Here is a 20,604-nt window from a genome sequence, read left to right as displayed (position 1 = left end):
TTTGGAGAAATCGATACCGAGATCGATTGCAGGGATGATTGATTCCATGAAAAAGCCTCCTTGAATAAAGGAATTATCCCAAGGAGGCGGTCGAGAAAATACCCGTCTTTTATTTGACGCTTACAATTTGAGAACAGATCATCCGCATACAAAAAGGCTCTCGCTTTCCGGGCTGGTTCGTCCGTTGCGAGAGCCTTGTTTCTGTTGAATTGGATCTGATCCTTTTTTCAGATTATTCGAGGGCGTAGCCGATATACTCGACGCTGCGGCTGCTTAAAATCTTTTCGAGTTCCTCAACGAACTCCTGAATTTCCTGTTCGTCTTTCGGACCGCTGAGCGTAATGTCGAGAATCATGCCTTCGTGATCGTATGTGCTCGAATACCCGGCTGCGGCCAGCTGTTCCTGGACAGCCTGTACATCGTTGGGGCTTGCCATCAGGGATACGTTAATGATTTCGCCCTGATCGAGCGTGCCCAGCTGTTCAAAGTCTTCTTTCAGATAATCCGGTGCAGCATCTGTATTCGAGGAAACGAAATCGGTGGAAGAGGACGTTGGATCATCGCCCATCAGATAGGCGTCTAGCTCTTCCATCTCACGGTTGCGCCGTTCGAAGAAATACACAATGGCTGCGACGGCAGCGGCGATCGCCGCCAGAGCGGCCACAAATTTCAGAAACCTGTTGAGACCTTTCATGATTTACCCTTCTTTCTTCAGGCGGATTTTGGACAGCTCTAATCGGAAGCTGTACAGCAGCCTGCTTTCTTTTCCTCATAAGAGGAAGAGACTTTATTCTTCAGTGGATTTCGGCTTGTTTTCCGCTGGCGTTTCGGATTCGTGTTCCGGTGTCGTCGTTTCAGCCGTTACGGATTCGTCTGTAACCGGTACGGGTTCTTCTTCGGGAAGAATGGCAGGAAGAGACTGTTCTTCGTCTGTGCTCTCTTCTGCCGGTTCTGGCTTGGCGGTTTCTTCCGGTGCAGATTTTACTTCTGCGGTATCCGTCGGCGTTTCCTTCGCTGCGTCATCTGCGTCGGTTTCCGGAGTTTTCTGGATTTCGTAATCCCAGTCTTCCTCGTCCATAGCGCGGTCGTCTTCGTATTTCTTAATCAGACCGAGTACAAGCCCGGCTGCTGCGACGACGGCACCAGTTTTCAATAAGAATTTAAGCATGTTTCCTCCTTGTGAGAGCGAGACCATCCCCGATGTTCAGAATGGTCGTTTCAAACTCCTCGTTGGTTTCAAGAAACTCCCAGTACGCCCGAAGTCTTCGAATCAGACCTTTCGTATGTCGATTATGCGTTCGTTCCGGATGTTCGACCAGGCCATGGAAAAACATGTTGTCGGTAATGATCAGACCATTCTCGGAAAGTAGCGGACTGTATTTCTCAAAAAAGCGTCTGTACTGGCTTTTGGCAGCATCGATAAAAATCAGATCAAATGTCTGGCCGCTCAGATCGACATCTCGGGCGTCGCCTTCAATAAAGGTAATGCGATCTTTCTGTTCACTGGCTTCGATGTTTTTCCTGGCCTGGGCGGCCATTTCAGGATCCCGCTCAATCGTCATGACCTGAAGATCGGGGAGAATGCGGGCCGCTTCAATGGAAGTTCGGCCAATGGCGGTTCCAATTTCAAGAAAGGTCGAAGGACGGTATTCCAGAAGAATTTTCTCCAGCCATTCCATCGACTCGTCCATCAGAATCGGGATCTGATGGGCATGTCCATACTGCGTAAGCTGTTCAAACGTACTCATGGTTTTATGGTATCACAATTCATATTTCCGCTTTGACGGACTCCCGGTTTTTTGAACAGACGAAAGAGTATCTCGGTCCAGATTTTTCAAAAGAGCGAAAAAAAGAGAAGGCCGAAGCCTTCTTCAAATTGGTTATATGATCGTTTACTTCACGAATTCAACGATTGCCATCGGAGCAGCATCACCGCGACGGATGCGTGTTTTAACAACACGTGTGTATCCGCCGGTACGATCCGCATAAGCGGGTCCGATTTCGTCGAACAGTTTCTGCAGAGCAGTAGTGCCTTCGTCATCAACTTCAACGTTGCGAACAAACGCAGCTGCCTGACGGCGAGCGTGAAGATCTCCACGTTTAGCGAGAGTGACGAGACGATCCATCACTGAACTGAGCTCTTTGGCTTTCATTTCAGTGGTTTCCATTGAGCCGTTTTCGATCAGCGAAGTGGCCATGTTGCGAAGCAGGGCTTTACGATGATCAGAAGTGCGGCCGAGTTTACGGTTTTTCATCTTTGACTCCTATTGATTATCTCCGCCGGCCTTAAAGGAAAGACCGAGGGAGTAGATTTTGTCTTTGATTTCAAGCAGCGATTTCTTGCCAAGGTTTCTGACATGCTGCATTTCGTATTCAGTCTTCTGGCACAGTTCATCTACGGTGGAAATACCGGCACGTTTCAGACAGTTGTAGGAACGAACCGAAAGTTCAAGGTCTTCAATCATCTTGGATTTGAGCGATGCATTGCGTTCCTTGAGAATCTCTTCTTCTTCAAGAGCCGGATCCTCCTGCGCCACATTGGCTTCACCGATAATCGCAAGGTGATCGCGCAGGATCTTCGATGCGATGGCGAGCGTCTGGAACGGTTTGAGAGTTCCGTCGGTTTCAATCTCCATCGTCAGTACGTCATAAGGCTTGTGGTCCTCGTTGTATTCCGAACGTGTGGAATAGGCAACGCGTACTACCGGGGAGAAAAGAGAATCGGTGTAGATGACTCCGATCGGGGAGTTCGGGCCAGCGTGGCGGTGCTTGTTGATATCAGCTGCCACAAAGCCGCGGCCAAGTTTGGCCTGCATTTCCATGGAAAATTCCTTACCGGCAGACAGAGTACAGATCGGAAGATCCGGGTTAAGCACTTTAACCCCTTCCGGGCACTGAATATCGCCTGCAGTGACAACGCATGGTCCTGTTTCATGAATGCGCAATGTATAAATCTCGTTGTCGCTGATATCGATACTCAGAATCAGTTTTTTCAGGTTCAGGATGATCGCCGAAACGTCTTCGGTGACGCCCTCCACACCTGTAAACTCGTGATAGACGTCATCAATTCGAATGCTGAAGACAGCGCCTCCAGGAATTGCAGAGAGAAGCACTCTTCTCAGTGAATTTCCCAGGGTAATTCCGAACTGATCCGGGAGAGGCGACATTTCGAATTTTCCAAGGGTATCAGTCTCTTCCAGCGTAGTAATCTCGTAGTTAGTCATTCTGCCGGGCCTCCTTTATTTCCCAATAGAGCGATGAATTCTTTCCTTATCATTGACCGGATTTCATCCAAAACAAAATGGATTGACCCGAAACCGGAATAGCCGGCTGGCCAATGGATCAGTGATGTTCAGGAAATGAATTGATCCGGATGGATTAGCCGCGTGGTCTCTTCGGCGGACGGCATCCGTTATGGGGAATAGGTGTTACGTCGTTGATCATTGTGATGTCCAGACCTGCAACCTGCAGAGCACGGACAGCGGCTTCACGTCCAGGACCTGGACCTTTTACTTCAACCGCAACGGATTTCATACCGTGATCCATTGCAGCCTTGCCTGCAGCCTCAGCAGCCATCTGTGCTGCATACGGTGTGCTCTTACGGCTTCCCTTGAAGCCGAGTGCTCCAGCGGAGCTCCAGGAAATTGCGTTACCGCCTTCGTCGGTAATGGTTACGATCGTGTTGTTGAATGTAGAGTGGATGTGCGCCATACCTCTGGCAACATTCTTTTTAACGCGACGTTTTCTAATCTGCTGTTTCTTTGCCATATCAGTATTTCACCAGTCCTTTCTACTTCTTCTTGTTGGCTACTGTTTTCGCCTTGCCCTTGCGTGTTCTGGCATTAGTCTTGGTTCTCTGACCGCGAACTGGAAGTCCTTTGCGGTGACGGATACCTCTGTAGCAGCCGATTTCCATCAGACGTTTGATGTTCAGCTGTACTTCACGGCGAAGGTCGCCTTCTACCTTGATCTGGTCAACTGCTTTACGCAGTGCGTTCATTTCTGCTTCGCTCAGATCTTTGATGCGGGTGTCTTCGCTGATCTTGCAGTCTGCAAGGATCTTTTCGGCAGTAGGTTTGCCGATTCCATAAATATAAGTTAAGGCAATGACAGACCGTTTGTTATTTGGAATGTCAACTCCTGCAATACGAGCCATTTGTTCCTCCTGTTGTCCTAATTAACCCTGTCTCTGTTTATGCTTCGGGTTTTCGCAAATTACCATGACTCTGCCTTTGCGGCGGATGACACGGCATTTGTCACAGATGGGTTTCACGGATGGTCTTACTTTCATGTGTATACCCCTTTCGTATTCACGTATTCAACCTTCTAAAATCCGCTCATACACAGTGAGCGTATTTTAGCAGAAACGTGATGATTGAAATTTCTGATGGCGCGATCCATTACTTGTCGCTTTCGCGGCGTTCACGGAATTCCCTTTCGGGCACTGACCGCGGGCCGGACGGCTGAGGGCGCTGCCCTGATGATTCACGTTCAGGAACCATTGGTAAAACAAATTGCGCCTAATCAGTATAGACGCAATTGCCTTTCGTTTCAAGTTATGACCCATTTGAAACATTTTGTGAAAGTTTGTGAACGAATCCGGACGGGTCTTTTCTGCCCGTACGTACTTCTTCTCCTTTATCTTAGCGGAAAACGAAACATTCTCCTCTTATGGGACTCTTTTTCCTTTCCAGACTGCCTGTTCCGTCAAAAAGGAAAAACAGTTCGTTCAGCGATTCGACATGAAATATCCATTATGGATTCATGCAAGGGTCAGCCGGTTTGCTGGCGGCAATCCCCTTCGGCTTCGATTATCCATCGGTCCCGGCACAGAAATACGCTCGATGATATTTCCTTGCTCTGTTATTTCGTTCTCATTTTCGCGCTGGCATCGAATGCACCTGAAAACAACAGGCATCTATAGACGATGTGCGGGTTGAGGGGGAGAAGAAGAAGCCGATGATTTGATTTCATTTTTGGTTTTATTCGGTTCATTCTTTTCACTTCTTATCCATCCTCAGAAATCGATCTGGTTTGTCGTAGACCAGTCCGTATTATATATGGAAATAAAATTCTCATTTGACTTGCTCATCCTGCCTGTAAAACCATCCGACACGATGCGTTGTGCAGAAGAAACTGACGAAATATGAAATCTGGATATTCTGTCTTCTCTTCTTGCTCTTTTGGGCGTTCTGTCTTACCTTTTCTGTCCGACGGCCGATTTGTCTGCAGCAGGATCAAGTCCTGAGCAGGAGACCGTATGCCCTTCACCCTTTATTCAGCCCTGGCGCTATATCCCCGCCGATCTGGGCGGCGAATTAACTGGTACCTCTCTGGAACATATCGATCGGTACATGAGCCTGAATCATTTTGCTCCTGTCGAACGATCCGAATTTCTGGTTAAGCTTTCCCCGGATCTTGCTGCAGGCTGGCATATTCAAAGCCGGCTTGATCTGTATATCTTTAAAAGCGGCATTGCCGTTTTCTCCTTGTGCGACGATTCCTTTCTCATTCGCAAAGCTCAGTTTGCCAAGGACTACTGCCGTTCCCGGCGCGAAGCGCACAGCCGGATCTGCAGTTTTGAAGATCCGGCTGTTTCCCTCGCCATGCAGAAAACGCTGCGTGCGCTTCATCAGATTTGTGCGCTCATTCCTTCCTCTCATCGGCAGAGTTCGAAAGAAGACTGGGAATCGAATGGATTGTCGTATGTCATGACCGTCAGTCATTTCTGTACAGGGCTTGATCCAGCGGAGTATAGCGGAGTATATGGAAATGATGAAAACGGATGACACATTTGTGAAATCTTTAAAAATTCTTCTGATGCCAAGCCTTGCCAATGAAGAAGATTCCTTCGTATGTCCTCTGACAGATGACATGCATGATCCCTATCAGTCCGATCTTTCCGATGTTGAGCTGCCTCACGATTATGAATTAAGGGAAGATATCGACGTATACATCAGCTGGGCTGCCGTAATAACCTCTTCCAGGGAAATTCGAAAAGACTATGTCCGGTTTATGGATGCACTGGAAATCGATTTGCAGGCCATGTGGATGTATACGTATTGTCTTTTACAGGATCTCGGCTGTCCCGACACCGAAACCGCTTCTTCCCTGAGTCTGCGAAAATTACGGAATCAGTACCTTACTCGCTACAATCAGTTCATGACGACCGCGGATTCCAGCATGCCGGTTTACGTTTCAAGAATTCGAAATGCGCTGATCGAGTCGAGCGGACTTACGGAGTACAAGGATCAGCTTATTGAGCGCCTGGAATATCTGATTGAAGATCGTACAACCGAGGAAAACCAGCGTCAGCGCAAATATGGCTGGCTAAGTGAAATCCTGCTTTTCATCATTGCGTATCTGGATATTCTGACTACGCTCTTTTCCCTTTTCGAAGAACAGCTTACGGATGGATGGCGCTTCTTCTGGATAACGGCTGCCGGGATCATCTTTGTCTCTGGTATTATTTTTATTATCAAGAAGGGGTGATTTCGATGTCTGACTGTCTGGTGATCATTGATGTACAGAAAGGGTTTTTATCCCCTGCGACGGAAGATGTCCCTTCAAACCTCAAAACATTGCTGTCCCGGCGGCATTTTGATCATTTCGTCGCTACCCAGTTTATTAACACGCCAGATTCCCCCTATGTCTCTCGAATGGGCTGGACGGGTCTGATGGAAAACACGCCTTCTACGCAGGTGGATCCTTTCGTCGCGCAGGTAAGTGAACGGATTATCCAGAAAAAGATCTATTCCTGTTTTACGGATGAGTTCAGGGAATTTCTTGCGCAGAATTCCATTGACCGGCTTTACTTTGTCGGGATCGATACCGACTGCTGCGTACTGAAAAGCTGCACCGACGCATTCGAATCCGATATTCCCTTCGAAGTGCTCCTGAACTATTGCGCAAGCAATGGAGGCTCCAGAGGCCATGAAGCCGCGATCACGGTCATGAAAAGAACCATTGGTGCATCGCAGATGAATACCGCATTCTGAACCCATTCAGGCGTCCGAACTGACGCTTTTTTTCTGATTTTCCATGGGCAACGGCGTTCCGTTGTACTGATGAACCGAATGCCGAACGCTCATCCAGTCTTGCGCAATGTCCTTATGATCTGGATTCATTTTTCTATCCATGGTTGATTACATCTCCTGTTTATGCGGCGATGGCCGCTGATGATGATGAGACAGAATAGCTCTTTTGAAGAGTTCATCTGTACTTTTATTATGCCCGCTTCACGGGAGTACGGTTTTGGATATGCAGAAATATCAGACACCTTTTTGACTGTGTTTAAGGCGCAATTCCGGCTTGCAGCTGACCTGTCATCTGTCGTTTTAGGGCGATGGGGGCCCACTGATCGGGTGTCGTTGAAACGGAGCTGCCGATCGGATGAACGGCGTTGGCGTATTAAAAAAATCCCCCTTTTCGAAAGAAAAGCAGGGATTGAGGATCGATCGACTCTAATATCCTGCGTTCCTGTTGCATGAATCCGCAGCTTGCGGGGGAGCGGAATGGCGTGTGATTTTACGCTTTGAAACAGAAAACAGAACTAGAGATGAATATCGTTTTGAGGCAAATGCGATTCGAAACGGTGCGGATCAGAATCCAAAACGGGGATAAAGATTTGGATTTCCCAGGACGCGCATCAGAATCGAATCGTAGAGCAGGCAAGGTCGGAATGTTATGCCTGCTTCAGGTTTTCGACAATGTCTGTCCAGATCGCTTCAAAATCGCGGTTAGCATCCACTTTTTTGAGGAGGCCAAGATCGTGATAGAAGCCGATCACTGGTTCCGTCAGGGCATGGTAGTCGCCGAGACGTGTTTTCAGACTTTCTTCGTTGTCATCTGCGCGGTAAGTCAGTTCATGACCGCAGTTGTCGCAGATGCCTTCCTTTGCGGACGGTTTGAAGTAGATATTGAAAATTTCGCCGCAGTTCGGGCAGGAACGGCGGCCGAGAATGCGCTTGGTCAGCACATCTTCCGGGACGTCGAGGTAAAGAACGACATCGGTAGCCAGATCCGTGGAATCGGTCATCTTCTTGAAGGTTTTAGCCTGTTCGAGCGTGCGGGGATAGCCGTCGAGCAGATAGCCGTCCTTGGATTTGTCCATGCGGTTAGCGAGGTAGTCCAGAACCATGCGGTTAACGATATCATCCGGTACAAGGTGACCGGCATCGATGCAGCTTTTGGCTTCCTTGCCCAGATCGGTTCCTTTGGAAATGTTTTCGCGGAACAGATCGCCGGTAGAAATATGGTCAAGGTTGTACGTTTCTTTCAGACGGCTGCTGAAGGTTCCTTTGCCAGAGCCTGGGGCTCCCATAATTAAAATATTCATAGTCTGTCTCCAAAAAATCCGGCTGAGTTAATCAGCCGGATTCATAGTTTCGTGTTGATTAATCGAAGTCGTAGTACTTCTTGTACGCTTTCTGGGTTACCAGTCCCTGAATCTGACGTACGGTCTCAATCGCAACACCGACAACGATGATCATTCCGGTGCCACCCAGAGCCATGGACGTCGGCAGCTGAGGCCAGATGAGAGGCATCAGATGCGGGAGAACAGCGATAGCCGAAAGGGCCAGCGCGCCGAGTACGGTAATACGGGAAAGGGCTTTGTCCAGATAGGTTTCCGTCTGCTTGCCTGGACGAACGCTGGGAATGTATGCGCCAGATTTGGCGAGGTTCTCAGCGACCTGCTCCGGGTTAACCTGCATCTTGGAGTAGAAGAAGGTAAACAGAATAATCAGAACTACGTAGATGGTCAGCGAGTACCAGGTACGAAGGCCAAGCCAGTTGGACATGGTGGTGTACCAGGAAGCGCCGTTTGCGAAGAAGCTGGCGACCTGAATCGGAGCCATCATTACCGAAGAAGCAAAGATGACTGGGATAACGGAAGCCGTATTAATCTTCAGCGGCAGGTAGTTCATCGTAGCCTTTTTGGACAGAGACATAGAACTCGAAGTGTACTGGATTCGAATTTTCAGCTCTGCCGTGTTGATCAGTACGACAAAGACGATGATCAGCAGGTAGACGAGGATGTAGGCGGCGAAGATCCAGCCTCCGTTTGCGGGAGCAGCTGCACCGTCTGCACCGGTAACCAGGGAAGACCACGCAGCAGAGAACTGCTGCGGCATGCGGCCGACGATACCGGCCATGATGATCATGGACATACCGTTGCCGAGGCCTTTTAAGGAGATCTGGTCACCAAGCCATACCAGGAACATGGAGCCTGCAGTAAAGATCATGGCAACGTACAGAAGTCTGGCGGTCGAAAGACCGTTGTAGAACAGACCGCTGTACATATTGTTAAAGCTGTACGTCAGGGAGATGGACTGCACGAAACCGAAGACAACCGCCAGATAGCGGGTGTACTGATCGAGTTTCTTGCGTCCGGTTGCACCCTGTTTGGAAAGTTCAGTCAGCGCTGGGATAACATCCGTGCTTAAGAGCTGGATGATGATGGAAGCGGTGATATAGGGAGTAACACCGATTGCGAAAACGGAGAACTGTTCCAGTCCGCCGCCTCCAAGCAGGCTCATCATCGCAAACAGGCTGTTATTTTCCAGGCTGCCAACCAGTCCGGCGGTGTTTACGTCGGGGACGGTAATTGCGCATCCCAGACGGTACACCAGGAAGGCAAAGAGAGTGAACAGGAGACGGTTACGGATGTCCTTGTTCTCAAAGATTGCCTTAACAGTTTTCATTTTAGAGAACCTCTACGGTTCCGCCTGCTTTGACGATGGCTTCTTCAGCACTCTTGGAGAATTTTGCAGCACTTACGGTGAGCTTCTTCTCGAGAGTTCCTTCACCGAGGACTTTGACACCAGCGAGCTGTTTTTTCAGCATGCCGGTTTCCTTGAGAAGCTGTGGCGTTACGTGGGTTCCGTCTTCAAAACGGTTCAGATCTGCCACGTTGATGATGGCATATTCCTTACGGTTGAAGTTGGTAAAGCCGCGCTTTGGAAGACGGCGGGCCAGTGTGGTCTGTCCGCCTTCAAATCCGAGACGAACGCCGCCGCCGGAACGGGCTTTCTGACCTTTCTGTCCGCGGCCGGCAGTTTTGCCGAGGCCGGAACCAGGTCCGCGTCCTACTCTTTTTCTCGCTTTGCGGGACTGACTCTGGGAAAGTTCATGCAGTTTCATTTCGTTTCCTCCTTCTTACCCGCGGATTTCTTCGGGTTTCTTACCGCGAAGTTCAGCTACCTGATCCAGGGTACGCAGGGATTTAAGTCCTTCCACAGTAGCACGTACAGTGTTGATTTTTGTACGGCTGCCGAGGTTCTTGGTCAGGATATCGGTGATACCGGCCAGCTCCAGAACGGCACGTGTAGCGCCGCCGGCGATAACACCGGTACCTTCTGTAGCGGGTCTCATGAATACAGCACCAGCGCCGTATTTACCGGTAACTTCGTGTGGAATGGTTGTTCCAACGATTGGCACGAGGAACATGTTCTTACGTGCAGCTTCGGTAGCTTTACGGATCGCTTCCGGTACTTCTTTTGCCTTGCCGGTACCTACACCGACACGGCCTTTACGGTCACCAACAACCACCAGAGCCGCAAAACGCATTTTACGACCGCCTTTTACGGTTTTGGAGATTCGGTTGATGGAAATGACCTGTTCGTCGAACTCTTTCGGTTCTCTTCTCTGTCTTCTATCGTTGTTTGCCATGGCGACCTCCTAGAACTCCAGGCCGCCTTCGCGAGCGGCATCAGCTAAAGCCTGAACACGGCCGGTGTAGAGATATCCGCCGCGGTCAAATACGACTTTCTTGATATTGCTTTCAAGAGCGCGGCGGGCAATTTCTGCGCCGACTTTCTTGGCAGCTTCGATGTTTCCGCCGTTTTCGAGCTTCATGGCTACGGAAGAAGCGGATACCAGAGTATGACCTTTTGTATCGTCAATGATCTGGGCTTCGATGTTGGCGTTGCTTCTGAATACGTTCAGACGTGGGCATTCAGGAGTTCCGCTGACATTCTTGCGAACGCGAAGATGACGTTTCTGTCTTGCTTCGTTTTTTGACTGTTTTTTAATCATAGTCTTGCTCCTTTCCCACTATTTCTTACCAGCAGTCTTACCTTCCTTACGACGGATATGTTCACCTTTATAGCGAATACCTTTTCCTTTGTAAGGCTCAGGTTTGCGAACTGCGCGCACTTCTGCAGCGAATTCGCCGACGAGCTGCTTGTCAATGCCCTTAACGGTAATTGTGGTTGCGCTTGGGCAGGTTACTTCGAGTCCTTCGAAGATTTCTTTTTCAACGGGGTGGGAGTAGCCGACGTTCATGGTCAGCTTGTTTCCTTTAACCGCTGTACGGAAACCGATACCAACGAGTTCAAGATCTTTCTGGAAGCCTTCAGATACGCCGACTACCATGTTGTGCAGCAGAGCACGGGTTGTTCCGTGCAGCTGTTTTGTGGCCTTGAGATCGTTTGGACGTTTTACAGTTACTTCGTTTCCTTCAACCTCGATCGTGAGGATGTCGGAGAACTTTCTTGTCAGAGTTCCCTTAGGACCTTTGACAGTCACCTCATTCCCTGGAGCAACTTCAACAGTTACGCCGGCAGGAATGGTAATCAGTTTATTGCCGATACGTGACATTCAGTATTTTCCTCCTGCTGAACTATTACCAGATGTAGGCGAGTACTTCGCCGCCTACATTGGCTTTCTTTGCGTCGCGATCGGTCATCACACCGTGGGATGTGGAGATGATCGCAGTGCCAAGTCCGTTCAGTACGCGTGGCAGGTTGTCTGCGCCGGCGTATACACGGAAGCCTGGCTTGGAAATTCTCTTCAGACCGGAGATTACGCGTTCTCCGTTCTTGCCGTATTTCAGATCGATGGTCAGCGTTTTCTTAACACCGTCAGCTTCTGTGGAGAAACCGTTGATGTAGCCTTCTTCGACCAGGATTTTAGCAATTCTTTCCTTCTCTTTGCTGGAAGGCATGGAGACAGTCTCATGCTTCTGAGCAAGAGCGTTGCGGATGCGGGTGAGCATATCCGCGATCGGATCAGTCATTGTCATGCTTGTTTCCTCCCTGCTTACCAGCTAGCCTTTTTCACACCCGGGATCTGGCCTTTGTAAGCCAGTTCACGGAAGCAGATACGGCAGATGCCGTATTTTTTCAGTACGGAGTGCGGACGTCCGCATCTCTGACAGCGAGTGTACTCGCGAACTTTGAATTTCTGAGGACGCTGCTGTTTCAACTTCATCGCTTTTTTTGCCATGAGTTCCTCCTATTTCTTAACGAAGGGCATGCCAAGAGCGGTAAGGAGCTCTTTTGCCTCTTCGTTGGTATCTGCGGTGGTTACGATAACGACATCCATACCACGGGATTTGTTGACTTTATCGAAGTCGATTTCCGGGAAGATGATCTGTTCCTTAACACCGAGAGTGTAGTTGCCGCGTCCATCAAAGGCGCTGTCTGAAACACCGCGGAAGTCTCTTACACGCGGAAGAGAGATGTTGAACAGTTTGTCCAGGAATTCATACATTCTGTCCGCGCGCAGGGTTACCTTGCAGCCGATCGGCATGCCTTCACGAACCTTGAAGTTCGCGATGGATTTTTTCGCCTTTGTGATTACCGGCTGCTGACCGGAAATCGCTGCGAGTTCTTCTACAGCTTCGTCAAGATATTTCGAGTTCTGGATCGCATCGCCGACACCAATGTTGATTACGACTTTTTCGATCTTCGGAACCTGCATAACGGAAGAATAGTTGAACTGCTTCATCATAGCCGGGACGATCTCGGACTGGTATTTTTCTTTTAACCGGTTCATTTACTATCCTCCTACTTCTTTTCTTTCAGTTCGTTGCCGCTCTTCTTGAAGTAGCGGACTTTTGTTTTCTTGCCATTTTCGTCAACGGAAACCTTAACGCCAATGCGGCCGGCTTCTTTGGCTTTTTCGTCGTAGAGAGCGACGTTCGATGCATCGATCTTCGCTTCTTTTTCAACGATTCCGCCATCCGGGTTGGACTGGGTCGGTTTCATGTGCTTTTTGACGATGTTGACACCTTCAACGATGACTTTGCCTTCTTTCGGGAATGCAGCAAGGACTTCGCCGATGGTTCCTTTGTAAGCTCCGGTCATTACCTGAACTTTGTCACCTTTTTTAATCTTCACGAGAAATCCTCCTTACAGCACTTCCGGTGCCAGAGAAACGATCTTCATGAAGTCGTGGTCACGAAGTTCACGGGCAACCGGGCCGAAAATACGAGTACCCCGGGGGGTTTTGTCATCTTTGATCAGAACGACTGCGTTGTCGTCGAACTTGATGTAGGTTCCGTTGTCGCGACGTACGCCGTATTTGGAACGAACGATTACGCCTTTTACAACGTCACCCTTTTTAACGGCTCCGCCAGGAGCTGCCTGTTTAACAGCACAGACAACGACATCACCGATGTTGGCAAATTTGCGCTTGCTTCCGCCAAGAGGACGAATGACAAGGACTTCCTTGGCACCCGTGTTGTCGGCTACGCGCAAACGGCTTTCATTTTGAATCATTTGCTCTTCCTCCTGACTCTAGCCGCGTGCTTTTTCCACTACGCTAACCAGACGGAAACGTTTGGTTTTGGAAAGAGGTCTTGTTTCCATGATTTCAACGAGATCTCCTTCTCTAGCTTCGTTTTTCGCATCGTGGGCTTTGAATTTCTTAGTGTATTTAACGCGCTTGCCGTAGAGCGGATGTTTTTTCATCGTTTCAACGGCAACCGTAACAGTTTTGTCCATCTTGTCAGAAATGACTCTGCCACGGTAAACTTTTCGGTTGTTTCTTTCTTCCATGTCCAAGTCCTCCCTGATTAAGCCTGTTTCATTTCGCCCAGTACGGTTTTGATGCGGGCGATGTCTTTTTTAACCGCTTTAAGACGTGCAGTATTCTCGAGCTGGCCAGTTGCCTGTTTGAAGCGGAGATTGAACAGCTCATCTTTGAGGAGATTGAGTTCCTGCAGCAGTTCAGCTTCTGTCTTTGTGCGAAGTTCACTTGCCTTCATGACTATTCAGTTTCTCCTTTCTTAACAAAACGAGTTTTAACTGGAAGCTTGTGGCTGGCCAGGCGGAGCGCCTCGCGAGCTACTTCTTCCGGTACGCCGCCAACTTCGAACATTACGCGGCCGGGTTTAACAACAGCTACCCATCCTTCTGGAGCACCTTTACCGGAACCCATGCGGACTTCAAGAGGTTTTTTGGTTCTGGCCAGATGCGGGAAGATCCGGATCCATACTTTACCGCCACGTTTCATGTAACGGGTCATGGCAATACGGGCTGCCTCGATCTGACGGTTGGAAACGTAGTTGCCGCTGTCTGCTACCAGACCGTATTCGCCGAATTCGACGTTACGGCCGGCTTTGGAACGTCCTTCGTAGGAAAGACGATGCGGACGACGGTACTTCGTACGCTTTGGCATTAACATTATTCGTTACCTCCTTTAGGAGCTGCGGCGGCAGGTGCAGCGTTCGCATTGGAACGGCTGTCTCTGCGTCCGCCTTCTCTGCGGGGCTGACGTCCGGCACCTCTGCCGCCCTGACGGCGGTCGTTGCCGTTGCGTCCGTTTCTGCCTCTTGCAGGACGAGTGCGTCTCTGTTTTGGAGCTTCCGGTTCTTTAACCATTTCTCCAGGGAGAACTTCACCGCGGCAGATCCATACTTTTACGCCAAGACGGCCGTAAGTGGTAGCTGCTTCTTCAAGGGCATAGTCGATATCCGAACGAAGTGTGTGCAGTGGTACAACACCTTCGGAATAACCTTCGGTACGGGCGATATCTGCTCCGCCAAGACGGCCGGAAACAGATGTCTTGATGCCTTTCGCACCGGAACGCATGGTGTTCTGGATGGCTTTCTTCTGGGTTGCACGGAACGATTTACGGTTTTCGAGTTCGTTCGCGATCCAGCGAGCCACCAGACGAGCGTCCAGGTTCGGGTTGGCGATTTCTACGACGTTGATCTGCAGGTTTTTAACCGAAGTCATTTTCTGCAGGGCTTTTTTCAGGCCTTCAATGGATTTTCCATCCTGACCAATGACAACGCCTGGGTGAGCAGTACGAATGATCAGAGTCATTCGGTTCTGCGTTCTTTCAATTTCGATTCTCGAGATCTGAGGATCGGCTTTTCTCTTATCTGCTGCTGCTTTGGAGAGATTTGCATAATAGTTCTCGACGAATTCGCGGATCTTCACGTCTTCCATCAGGAGTTTCGAGAATTCTTTATCATCTGCATACCATCTGGACTGCCAGTCACGGATGATACCGGTCCGCATTCCAATCGGGCTTACTTTCTGACCCATGGTGTTCCTCCTTAGTCTTTCTCAGCCACAACAACAGTGATATGGCTGGTACGTTTATGAATCGGGCTGGCGCTGCCTTTTGCACGAGGCATGAAGCGCTTGAGTGTTACGCCTTCGTTTGCGTAGCATTCTTTTACATACAGTTTTTCTTCGTCCATTTCGTGGTTGTTCACCGCGTTGGCGACTGCGCTTTTGAGGACTGCGCCGACCATTTCACCGCCTTTGTTGGGAGTGAACTTGCAGATGGCTGCAGCTTCTTCAACATTTTTGCCGCGGATCAGGTCCAGGACAAGTCTGGCTTTACGGGGCTGAATGCGAAGTGTTTTTGCGGTTGCTCTTGCTTCCATACTGACCTCCTACTTCTTGCCTTTCTTGTCATCGGCTGCGTGGCCGAGGTATTTGCGGGTTGGGGCAAACTCACCGAGCTTGTGTCCAACCATGTCTTCGGTTACGAACACAGGTACGTGTTCCTTGCCGTTGTATACGGCAAATGTGTGTTCAACGAATTCAGGGAAAATAGTTGAACGACGGCTCCAGGTCTTAATGACTTCTTTTTTATTGGAAGCGTTCAGAGCCTGAACTTTTTTCATAAGGCTTTCGTCGACGAAAGGTCCTTTTTTCAAACTACGACTCATTTCAACGTTCTCCTTGTCTATTTGCCGTTTCTTCTGCGTACGATCAGTTTGTTCGACGCTTTCTTCTTAGCACGTGTCTTCACGCCAAGAGCCTTCTTGCCCCACGGCGTCATTGGAGACTTGCGGCCGATCGGCGTACGGCCTTCACCACCGCCATGCGGGTGATCGTTCGGGTTCATTACAGAACCGCGTACTGTCGGGCGAACGCCTTTCCAGCGGGTTCTTCCGGCTTTACCGAGGTTAACCAGAGCGTGGTCTTCGTTGCCGACTGCGCCAACAGTAGCGCGGCAGGTTCCGAGTACCTTGCGAACTTCGCCGGATGTCAGACGCATCGTAACGTATTTGTCTTCAATACCGAGAATCTGTGCGGAAGCACCGGCTGCACGGGCCATCTGGCCGCCTTTGCCAGGACGGAGCTCAACGTTGTGAACGATCGTACCTTCAGGCATGTTGCGCAGTTCGCATGCGTTTCCGACTTTGATATCCGTTTCCGGACCGGAAACGATTTTAGCGCCGACCTCGAGGCCTTTCGGAGCGAGGATGTAGCGTTTTTCACCGTCCGCATATGCTACGAGAGCGATGTTGCAAGTACGGTTTGGGTCATATTCAATCGCCTTAACGGTTGCAGGGATGCTGTCCTTGTTTCGTTTGAAGTCGATGATACGGTAAGTTCTCTTGTGACCGCCGCCCTGGTGACGGGTGGTGATGCGGCCTGTGTTGTTGCGTCCGCCTTTGGATTTCAGCGGAGCAGTCAGGCTGCGTTCCGGAGTTGTCTTTGTGATTTCTTCGAAAGTCAGAACAGACATTCCACGGCGGCCGGGTGTAGTCGGTTTATACTTTTTGATTGGCATAAACTTTTTCTCCTCTCAATACGCGATGTTTATTCAGGAAATAGCGTCTTCTCCCTGATGCAAAACCGTTTCTTTTTATCGGATCGGCTTCGATCCTCGGAATCAGTTTTGCGAATTTTCCTTGTCTCTATATAGATAGAGGAAGGAAGCTATGGATCGTTTATTCTTCTTCGCCGAAGATGTCGATCTTTTCGCCCTTCTTCAGAGTAACAACGGCTTTCTTGAAACCATTGACAACGCCGACTGTAGCGCCTCTGCGTTTTGTATGGGCTTTGGTATTGCTGATGTTGACTTTTTCAACCTTAACGCCGAACAGATTTTCAACAGCCTGACGAACTTCGATCTTGTTGGTCTGTTTCGGCACTTCGAAGGTGTATTTGCCTTCGTCTTCCATCGCGGCTACGGACTGTTCTGTGATAACCGGACGGATCAGTACATCTCTGTAGTCTTTCATTAAGCGAGGGCCTCCTCTACTTCTTTTACAGCCTGTTCAGTCATGAACACCTGGTTTGCGTTGAGCAGGTCGTAAACGTTGATGCCACGGGAGTTCATCATCATGACATCCGGGATGTTGCGGGCGGAGAGATAAGCATTATCTGTATCTTCGTCCATGCCTACAACGAACAGGGTCTTGCTTGGAGCTTTGATTGCTTCCACAACAGCTGCGAATTCTTTTGTTTTCGGAGCGTCGAATACCAGAGCGTTCAGTACGCCGAATTCGTTGTCCTGAACCTTGCTGGAAAGCGCAGATTTCAGAGCCAGACGGCGAACTTTCTTATTGATTCTGTAGGAGTAATCACGGGGAGTCGGGCCGAATACAATTCCGCCGCCTCTCCACTGTGCAGCACGGATGGAACCCTGACGGGCACGTCCGGTGCCTTTCTGACGGTAGGGCTTACGTCCGCCGCCGCTTACTTCGCTGCGGCCTTTAACGGAGTGCGTTCCCTGACGCTTGCCGGCCTGCTGCATTTTAACAGCTTCGTACAGAGCGTCTTTATGCGGTTCAATGGCGAAGATGCTGTCGTTCAGCTCGATGGAGCCGACAACTTCGCCCATCTGATTCAGTACATTGATGAGTGCCATTATTCTCCAGCCTCCTCTGTGCGGTTGATCAGAACTACAGGAGCCTTATCGCCTTTAGAAGCTTTGGCTGTGCGGATCATAACCATTCCTTTTTTAGGACCAGGAACGTTTCCTTTGATCAGTACGTAGTTGTTTTCCGGATCAACTTTGATTACGGTCAGGTTCTGAGCAGTTGTGCGTTTGGCACCTTCATGACCAGGCATTGCAGTACCCTTCATGATGCGTCCCTGACGGGATGTAATACCGTTGGTAGCCAGAGATCCGATGTGACGGATGTTCTTGGATCCACCATGTGTTTTTGGGCCCTGATGCGCATTGTTGCGGTAAATGGTACCCATATATCCTTTACCTTTGGATGTGCCGATTACGTCGACAGTTTCTCCAGCAGTAAAGATGTCTACGCTTACTGCGTCGCCTGGCTGAACTTCCAGGTCACAGTCGCGGACTTCGCGGACAAAACGTTTCGGGGCAGTGCCAGCTTTTTTGGCATGTCCGATTTCAGGTTTTGTCGAACGTTTTTCTCTTACGTCTTCGAAACCAAGCTGTACAGCATTGTAGCCGTCTGTTTCAACGGTTTTCACCTGCAGCACAATGTTGGGTTCGGCTTCGATTACAGTTACAGGAATCAGGACGCCATCTTCTGTGAAGACCTGAGTCATCCCTAACTTTCTTCCTAACAAACCTTTCACGATGACTTCCTCCATTAAAGTTTGATTTCGATGTCAACGCCGCTGGGCAGTTCCAGTCTCTGCAGTGCATCGATAGTTTCCTTGTTCGGCGAAACAATTTCGATCAGACGCTTGTGCGTACGGATTTCGAACTGTTCACGGGAATCTTTGTACTTGTGAACCGCACGAAGAATGGTCACGATCTGTTTTTCTGTTGGCAGAGGTACAGGTCCAACCACTTTCTTTGCACCATGTTTCTGGGCAGCTTCAACGATTTTCTTCGCGCTGTCGTCCAGAATGCGATGCTCGTACGCTTTCAAGCGGATTCTCATTGTGTTTTTTGCCATGGTTACTCCTTTCGTTTATTCTTGATAAACATGCTCTGTGCGAATTCCCCAACCCATTCCATGACAACGTATTTCAGTGGGTCAGCAACCTCGCACTTCCTCGCAGTGCTTGAACAGTCTATCAGAATATCCCCCTCATTACAAGCGATATTTCTCGGCGATTTTTACATTTTCTTAAGATCCGGCCCGACGAGTAAAGGCTTTTTCGGATTTTCAGCCTCTTTCCGTATTGAAAAATTCTTTCATCATTGTGTAAGCGCTTTTACTCTTTTAATCCTGACGTCGTCATTTCGTATTTGGCAAAACGATAAAAAAGACGTCGCCAAATCGAAGTTATGTACGTTTTTCGAATCCGCTTTTCTCTGTTCTCAGCACGTGGATGCTTCTGTATAAATGGCTGTGACATTCCATTGATCCTCCTGAGTGTTCTCGGTCCTCTCTGATTCATGTATCATTCACCAGAGTCTCAGAATTCTCGCAGGCGTCAGGCTTCCGATCGAGAGTGTAAGGTCTTTTGTGTAAATTCCATCAAGGCATCAGACTGATACAATCAGCTTGAGCCTGACAAATTTATACAAGGAGACCACTTATGCCACGTAAAGCTAAAGCTGCACCAGCCCTTCAGAAACAGATTGCTTCAACCATCGTTAAGAAATACAAACCTAAGACGTTTAAAGAAGCCTCAGACCTCATCAGGGAAATCTTTTGCCCTGTCCTTGAGCAGATGCTCCAGGGAGAGCTTGATTCGCATCTCGGCTATACCAGCGGATCGCATGCCCCTAAATCGACGGATAACCGCCGCAACGGCTATTCTGAGAAGACGGTAAGGTCTTCTCAGGGCGAGCTGGATCTGCGTATTCCTCGTGATCGCCTTGGTACATTCGAACCGCAGGCTGTTCCTAAAGGCAGTCGGGATATTTCAGATATCGAGGACAAAATACTCCGTATGTATGGCCAGGGCATGTCGCAGCGCGACATCTCCGACATCATCCAGGATATCTATGGCTTCCCGGTCTCTGCGGATACGATTTCAAACATCATTGATCGTGTCTATCCGGTTGTTGATGAGTGGCGTCATCGTCCCCTGAAGAAGTGCTATCCTTTCGTATTCGTCGATTGCCTTTATGTATCGGTCAAAACCGATCGTGGTGCAAAAGAACAGGCTGTATATGTGGTTCTTGGCTATGACACGGAAGGCTGCAAAGATATCCTTGGCATCTGGATCGGCGAGAGCGAGTCCAGGCACTTTTGGATGGAGATCTTTGACGAACTGAAGGCACGAGGCATAGAAGACATCTTTTTCCTGTCCATGGACGGTGTAAGCGGGCTTGAAAGCGGCGCTCAGGCTGTATTTCCGAACGTTACTGTGCAGCGCTGCATTGTTCATATTCTTCGTAACTCGCTTAAATATATTCCAAACAAAGAAAGAGCTGGTTTCCGCAAGGATATCAAGAGAGTCTACGGTGCTTTGAACGCTAAAGAAGCAGAGGGTGCTTTCGATGAATTTGAGGAGAAATGGAGCCAATATCCTGGTGCCGTGAGCGTCTGGGAACGTAACTTTCATCACGTACTCCAGCTGTTTAACCACGGCAGCGCTGTCCGAAAGATAATATATACAACCAATGCGATTGAGTCGGTTAACTCCAGCCTGCGAAAAGTAACAAAAAAGGGCTCGTTTCCAAATGAGGATTCAGTTTATAAGGCTTTGTATCTACGCATTGTGGAGCTTGAGAAGAAAT

General features: G+C 49.3%; 35 protein-coding genes. 4 read left to right on the top strand and 31 right to left on the bottom strand.

Annotated features, from left to right (window positions below):
- Window positions 1–232 precede the first annotated feature (232 nt).
- The 8 genes from Afil_RS08660 to rpmJ all read right to left on the bottom strand — a co-directional run bounded on the left by Afil_RS08660 (window position 233) and on the right by rpmJ (window position 4,291).
- Complete coding sequence (locus Afil_RS08660; protein WP_230268167.1) at window positions 233–694, bottom strand: hypothetical protein; 462 nt, start codon at window positions 692–694, stop codon at window positions 233–235.
- Between the two features lie 93 nt (window positions 695–787).
- A complete protein-coding gene (locus Afil_RS08655) occupies window positions 788–1,168 on the bottom strand; it encodes a hypothetical protein (RefSeq protein WP_230268166.1) in 381 nt (126 codons plus the stop codon).
- Entirely contained in the window at window positions 1,161–1,748 is a 588-nt protein-coding gene (locus tag Afil_RS08650) for an O-methyltransferase (protein ID WP_230268165.1), read from the bottom strand. The genes Afil_RS08655 and Afil_RS08650 overlap by 8 nt, the downstream gene beginning before the upstream one ends.
- Before the next feature lie 144 nt (window positions 1,749–1,892).
- Window positions 1,893–2,255 (bottom strand): 50S ribosomal protein L17, encoded by a 363-nt coding sequence (rplQ, locus tag Afil_RS08645; RefSeq protein ID WP_230268164.1) that lies wholly within the window; start codon window positions 2,253–2,255, stop codon window positions 1,893–1,895.
- Between the two features lie 9 nt (window positions 2,256–2,264).
- Entirely contained in the window at window positions 2,265–3,224 is a 960-nt protein-coding gene (locus tag Afil_RS08640; protein ID WP_230268163.1) for a DNA-directed RNA polymerase subunit alpha, read from the bottom strand.
- Window positions 3,225–3,378: 154 nt separating this feature from the next.
- Complete coding sequence (gene rpsK, locus Afil_RS08635) at window positions 3,379–3,768, bottom strand: 30S ribosomal protein S11 (RefSeq protein ID WP_230226636.1); 390 nt, start codon at window positions 3,766–3,768, stop codon at window positions 3,379–3,381.
- Between the two features lie 22 nt (window positions 3,769–3,790).
- Window positions 3,791–4,156, bottom strand: a complete 366-nt coding sequence (gene rpsM / locus Afil_RS08630) for a 30S ribosomal protein S13 (protein ID WP_230268162.1) — start codon at window positions 4,154–4,156, stop codon at window positions 3,791–3,793.
- Between the two features lie 21 nt (window positions 4,157–4,177).
- Window positions 4,178–4,291, bottom strand: coding sequence for a 50S ribosomal protein L36 (gene rpmJ / locus Afil_RS08625; RefSeq protein WP_075819078.1), 114 nt, complete (start codon window positions 4,289–4,291; stop codon window positions 4,178–4,180).
- 1,063 nt (window positions 4,292–5,354) lie between these two features.
- Between rpmJ and Afil_RS08620 the strand changes: the two genes are divergently transcribed.
- The 3 genes from Afil_RS08620 to Afil_RS08610 are packed head-to-tail and all read left to right on the top strand — an operon-like array spanning window position 5,355 to window position 6,998.
- Window positions 5,355–5,789 carry a hypothetical protein gene (locus tag Afil_RS08620; RefSeq protein ID WP_230268161.1) on the top strand — a complete coding sequence of 145 codons (435 nt, stop codon included), beginning with the start codon at window positions 5,355–5,357 and terminating at the stop codon, window positions 5,787–5,789.
- A gap of 7 nt (window positions 5,790–5,796) precedes the next feature.
- A complete protein-coding gene (locus tag Afil_RS08615) occupies window positions 5,797–6,492 on the top strand; it encodes a hypothetical protein (protein WP_230268160.1) in 696 nt (231 codons plus the stop codon).
- A gap of 5 nt (window positions 6,493–6,497) precedes the next feature.
- Window positions 6,498–6,998 (top strand): cysteine hydrolase family protein, encoded by a 501-nt coding sequence (locus tag Afil_RS08610; protein WP_230268159.1) that lies wholly within the window; start codon window positions 6,498–6,500, stop codon window positions 6,996–6,998.
- 6 nt (window positions 6,999–7,004) lie between these two features.
- Here Afil_RS08610 and Afil_RS11140 read toward each other — a convergent pair whose 3' ends face one another.
- From Afil_RS11140 to rpsJ, 23 genes are all read right to left on the bottom strand, one after another.
- Window positions 7,005–7,139: a hypothetical protein gene (locus Afil_RS11140; RefSeq protein ID WP_255658341.1), complete on the bottom strand. Its 135-nt coding sequence runs from the start codon at window positions 7,137–7,139 to the stop codon at window positions 7,005–7,007.
- Between the two features lie 545 nt (window positions 7,140–7,684).
- Window positions 7,685–8,338 carry an adenylate kinase gene (locus tag Afil_RS08605; protein WP_230268158.1) on the bottom strand — a complete coding sequence of 218 codons (654 nt, stop codon included), beginning with the start codon at window positions 8,336–8,338 and terminating at the stop codon, window positions 7,685–7,687.
- Between the two features lie 58 nt (window positions 8,339–8,396).
- Window positions 8,397–9,704 (bottom strand): preprotein translocase subunit SecY, encoded by a 1,308-nt coding sequence (gene secY, locus Afil_RS08600; RefSeq protein ID WP_230268157.1) that lies wholly within the window; start codon window positions 9,702–9,704, stop codon window positions 8,397–8,399.
- A gap of 1 nt (window position 9,705) precedes the next feature.
- Window positions 9,706–10,143, bottom strand: coding sequence for a 50S ribosomal protein L15 (gene rplO / locus Afil_RS08595; RefSeq protein ID WP_230268156.1), 438 nt, complete (start codon window positions 10,141–10,143; stop codon window positions 9,706–9,708).
- Window positions 10,144–10,158: 15 nt separating this feature from the next.
- Window positions 10,159–10,671 carry a 30S ribosomal protein S5 gene (rpsE, locus tag Afil_RS08590; RefSeq protein WP_230268155.1) on the bottom strand — a complete coding sequence of 171 codons (513 nt, stop codon included), beginning with the start codon at window positions 10,669–10,671 and terminating at the stop codon, window positions 10,159–10,161.
- A gap of 9 nt (window positions 10,672–10,680) precedes the next feature.
- Window positions 10,681–11,037 (bottom strand): 50S ribosomal protein L18, encoded by a 357-nt coding sequence (rplR, locus tag Afil_RS08585; RefSeq protein ID WP_230268154.1) that lies wholly within the window; start codon window positions 11,035–11,037, stop codon window positions 10,681–10,683.
- 18 nt (window positions 11,038–11,055) lie between these two features.
- Window positions 11,056–11,601 (bottom strand): 50S ribosomal protein L6, encoded by a 546-nt coding sequence (gene rplF, locus Afil_RS08580; RefSeq protein ID WP_230268153.1) that lies wholly within the window; start codon window positions 11,599–11,601, stop codon window positions 11,056–11,058.
- A gap of 25 nt (window positions 11,602–11,626) precedes the next feature.
- Window positions 11,627–12,025, bottom strand: a complete 399-nt coding sequence (gene rpsH / locus Afil_RS08575; protein WP_230268152.1) for a 30S ribosomal protein S8 — start codon at window positions 12,023–12,025, stop codon at window positions 11,627–11,629.
- A gap of 17 nt (window positions 12,026–12,042) precedes the next feature.
- Window positions 12,043–12,228, bottom strand: coding sequence for a type Z 30S ribosomal protein S14 (locus tag Afil_RS08570; protein ID WP_019893566.1), 186 nt, complete (start codon window positions 12,226–12,228; stop codon window positions 12,043–12,045).
- Between the two features lie 9 nt (window positions 12,229–12,237).
- Window positions 12,238–12,780, bottom strand: a complete 543-nt coding sequence (gene rplE / locus Afil_RS08565; RefSeq protein WP_230268151.1) for a 50S ribosomal protein L5 — start codon at window positions 12,778–12,780, stop codon at window positions 12,238–12,240.
- Window positions 12,781–12,791: 11 nt separating this feature from the next.
- Window positions 12,792–13,124 carry a 50S ribosomal protein L24 gene (rplX, locus tag Afil_RS08560; RefSeq protein ID WP_230268150.1) on the bottom strand — a complete coding sequence of 111 codons (333 nt, stop codon included), beginning with the start codon at window positions 13,122–13,124 and terminating at the stop codon, window positions 12,792–12,794.
- 12 nt (window positions 13,125–13,136) lie between these two features.
- Window positions 13,137–13,505: a 50S ribosomal protein L14 gene (gene rplN, locus Afil_RS08555; protein ID WP_230268149.1), complete on the bottom strand. Its 369-nt coding sequence runs from the start codon at window positions 13,503–13,505 to the stop codon at window positions 13,137–13,139.
- A gap of 18 nt (window positions 13,506–13,523) precedes the next feature.
- Window positions 13,524–13,784 carry a 30S ribosomal protein S17 gene (gene rpsQ, locus Afil_RS08550; RefSeq protein ID WP_230268148.1) on the bottom strand — a complete coding sequence of 87 codons (261 nt, stop codon included), beginning with the start codon at window positions 13,782–13,784 and terminating at the stop codon, window positions 13,524–13,526.
- A gap of 17 nt (window positions 13,785–13,801) precedes the next feature.
- Complete coding sequence (gene rpmC, locus Afil_RS08545; protein WP_230268147.1) at window positions 13,802–13,993, bottom strand: 50S ribosomal protein L29; 192 nt, start codon at window positions 13,991–13,993, stop codon at window positions 13,802–13,804.
- 2 nt (window positions 13,994–13,995) lie between these two features.
- On the bottom strand, window positions 13,996–14,412 hold the full coding sequence (gene rplP / locus Afil_RS08540; RefSeq protein WP_230268146.1) for a 50S ribosomal protein L16: 417 nt from the start codon (window positions 14,410–14,412) through the stop codon (window positions 13,996–13,998).
- On the bottom strand, window positions 14,412–15,281 hold the full coding sequence (gene rpsC, locus Afil_RS08535) for a 30S ribosomal protein S3 (RefSeq protein ID WP_230268145.1): 870 nt from the start codon (window positions 15,279–15,281) through the stop codon (window positions 14,412–14,414). The genes rplP and rpsC overlap by 1 nt, the downstream gene beginning before the upstream one ends.
- Before the next feature lie 11 nt (window positions 15,282–15,292).
- Window positions 15,293–15,628, bottom strand: a complete 336-nt coding sequence (rplV, locus tag Afil_RS08530; RefSeq protein ID WP_230268144.1) for a 50S ribosomal protein L22 — start codon at window positions 15,626–15,628, stop codon at window positions 15,293–15,295.
- A gap of 9 nt (window positions 15,629–15,637) precedes the next feature.
- Window positions 15,638–15,916: a 30S ribosomal protein S19 gene (gene rpsS, locus Afil_RS08525; RefSeq protein WP_230268143.1), complete on the bottom strand. Its 279-nt coding sequence runs from the start codon at window positions 15,914–15,916 to the stop codon at window positions 15,638–15,640.
- Window positions 15,917–15,933: 17 nt separating this feature from the next.
- Entirely contained in the window at window positions 15,934–16,767 is an 834-nt protein-coding gene (rplB, locus tag Afil_RS08520) for a 50S ribosomal protein L2 (RefSeq protein ID WP_230268142.1), read from the bottom strand.
- Window positions 16,768–16,927: 160 nt separating this feature from the next.
- Window positions 16,928–17,221: a 50S ribosomal protein L23 gene (gene rplW / locus Afil_RS08515; protein WP_230268141.1), complete on the bottom strand. Its 294-nt coding sequence runs from the start codon at window positions 17,219–17,221 to the stop codon at window positions 16,928–16,930.
- The gene (rplD, locus tag Afil_RS08510) at window positions 17,221–17,850 is read right to left on the bottom strand and encodes a 50S ribosomal protein L4 (protein ID WP_230268140.1); all 630 of its coding nucleotides are present in this window, start codon (window positions 17,848–17,850) and stop codon (window positions 17,221–17,223) included. The genes rplW and rplD overlap by 1 nt, the downstream gene beginning before the upstream one ends.
- The gene (gene rplC, locus Afil_RS08505; protein ID WP_230268139.1) at window positions 17,850–18,539 is read right to left on the bottom strand and encodes a 50S ribosomal protein L3; all 690 of its coding nucleotides are present in this window, start codon (window positions 18,537–18,539) and stop codon (window positions 17,850–17,852) included. The genes rplD and rplC overlap by 1 nt, the downstream gene beginning before the upstream one ends.
- 14 nt (window positions 18,540–18,553) lie before the next feature.
- Window positions 18,554–18,865, bottom strand: coding sequence for a 30S ribosomal protein S10 (gene rpsJ / locus Afil_RS08500; protein ID WP_230268138.1), 312 nt, complete (start codon window positions 18,863–18,865; stop codon window positions 18,554–18,556).
- Window positions 18,866–19,454: 589 nt separating this feature from the next.
- Here rpsJ and Afil_RS08495 point away from each other — a divergent pair.
- The coding region (locus Afil_RS08495) for an IS256 family transposase (protein WP_230268137.1) at window positions 19,455–20,604 on the top strand (1,150 nt) is incomplete at its 3' end.

It is taken from the genome of Allobaculum fili (assembly GCF_020969955.1).
Classification (GTDB): Bacteria; Bacillota_I; Bacilli_A; order Erysipelotrichales; family Erysipelotrichaceae; genus Allobaculum; species Allobaculum fili.
The sequence above is the reverse complement of the archived record's forward strand: the minus strand, read 5'-3'. Positions and strand labels throughout refer to the sequence as shown.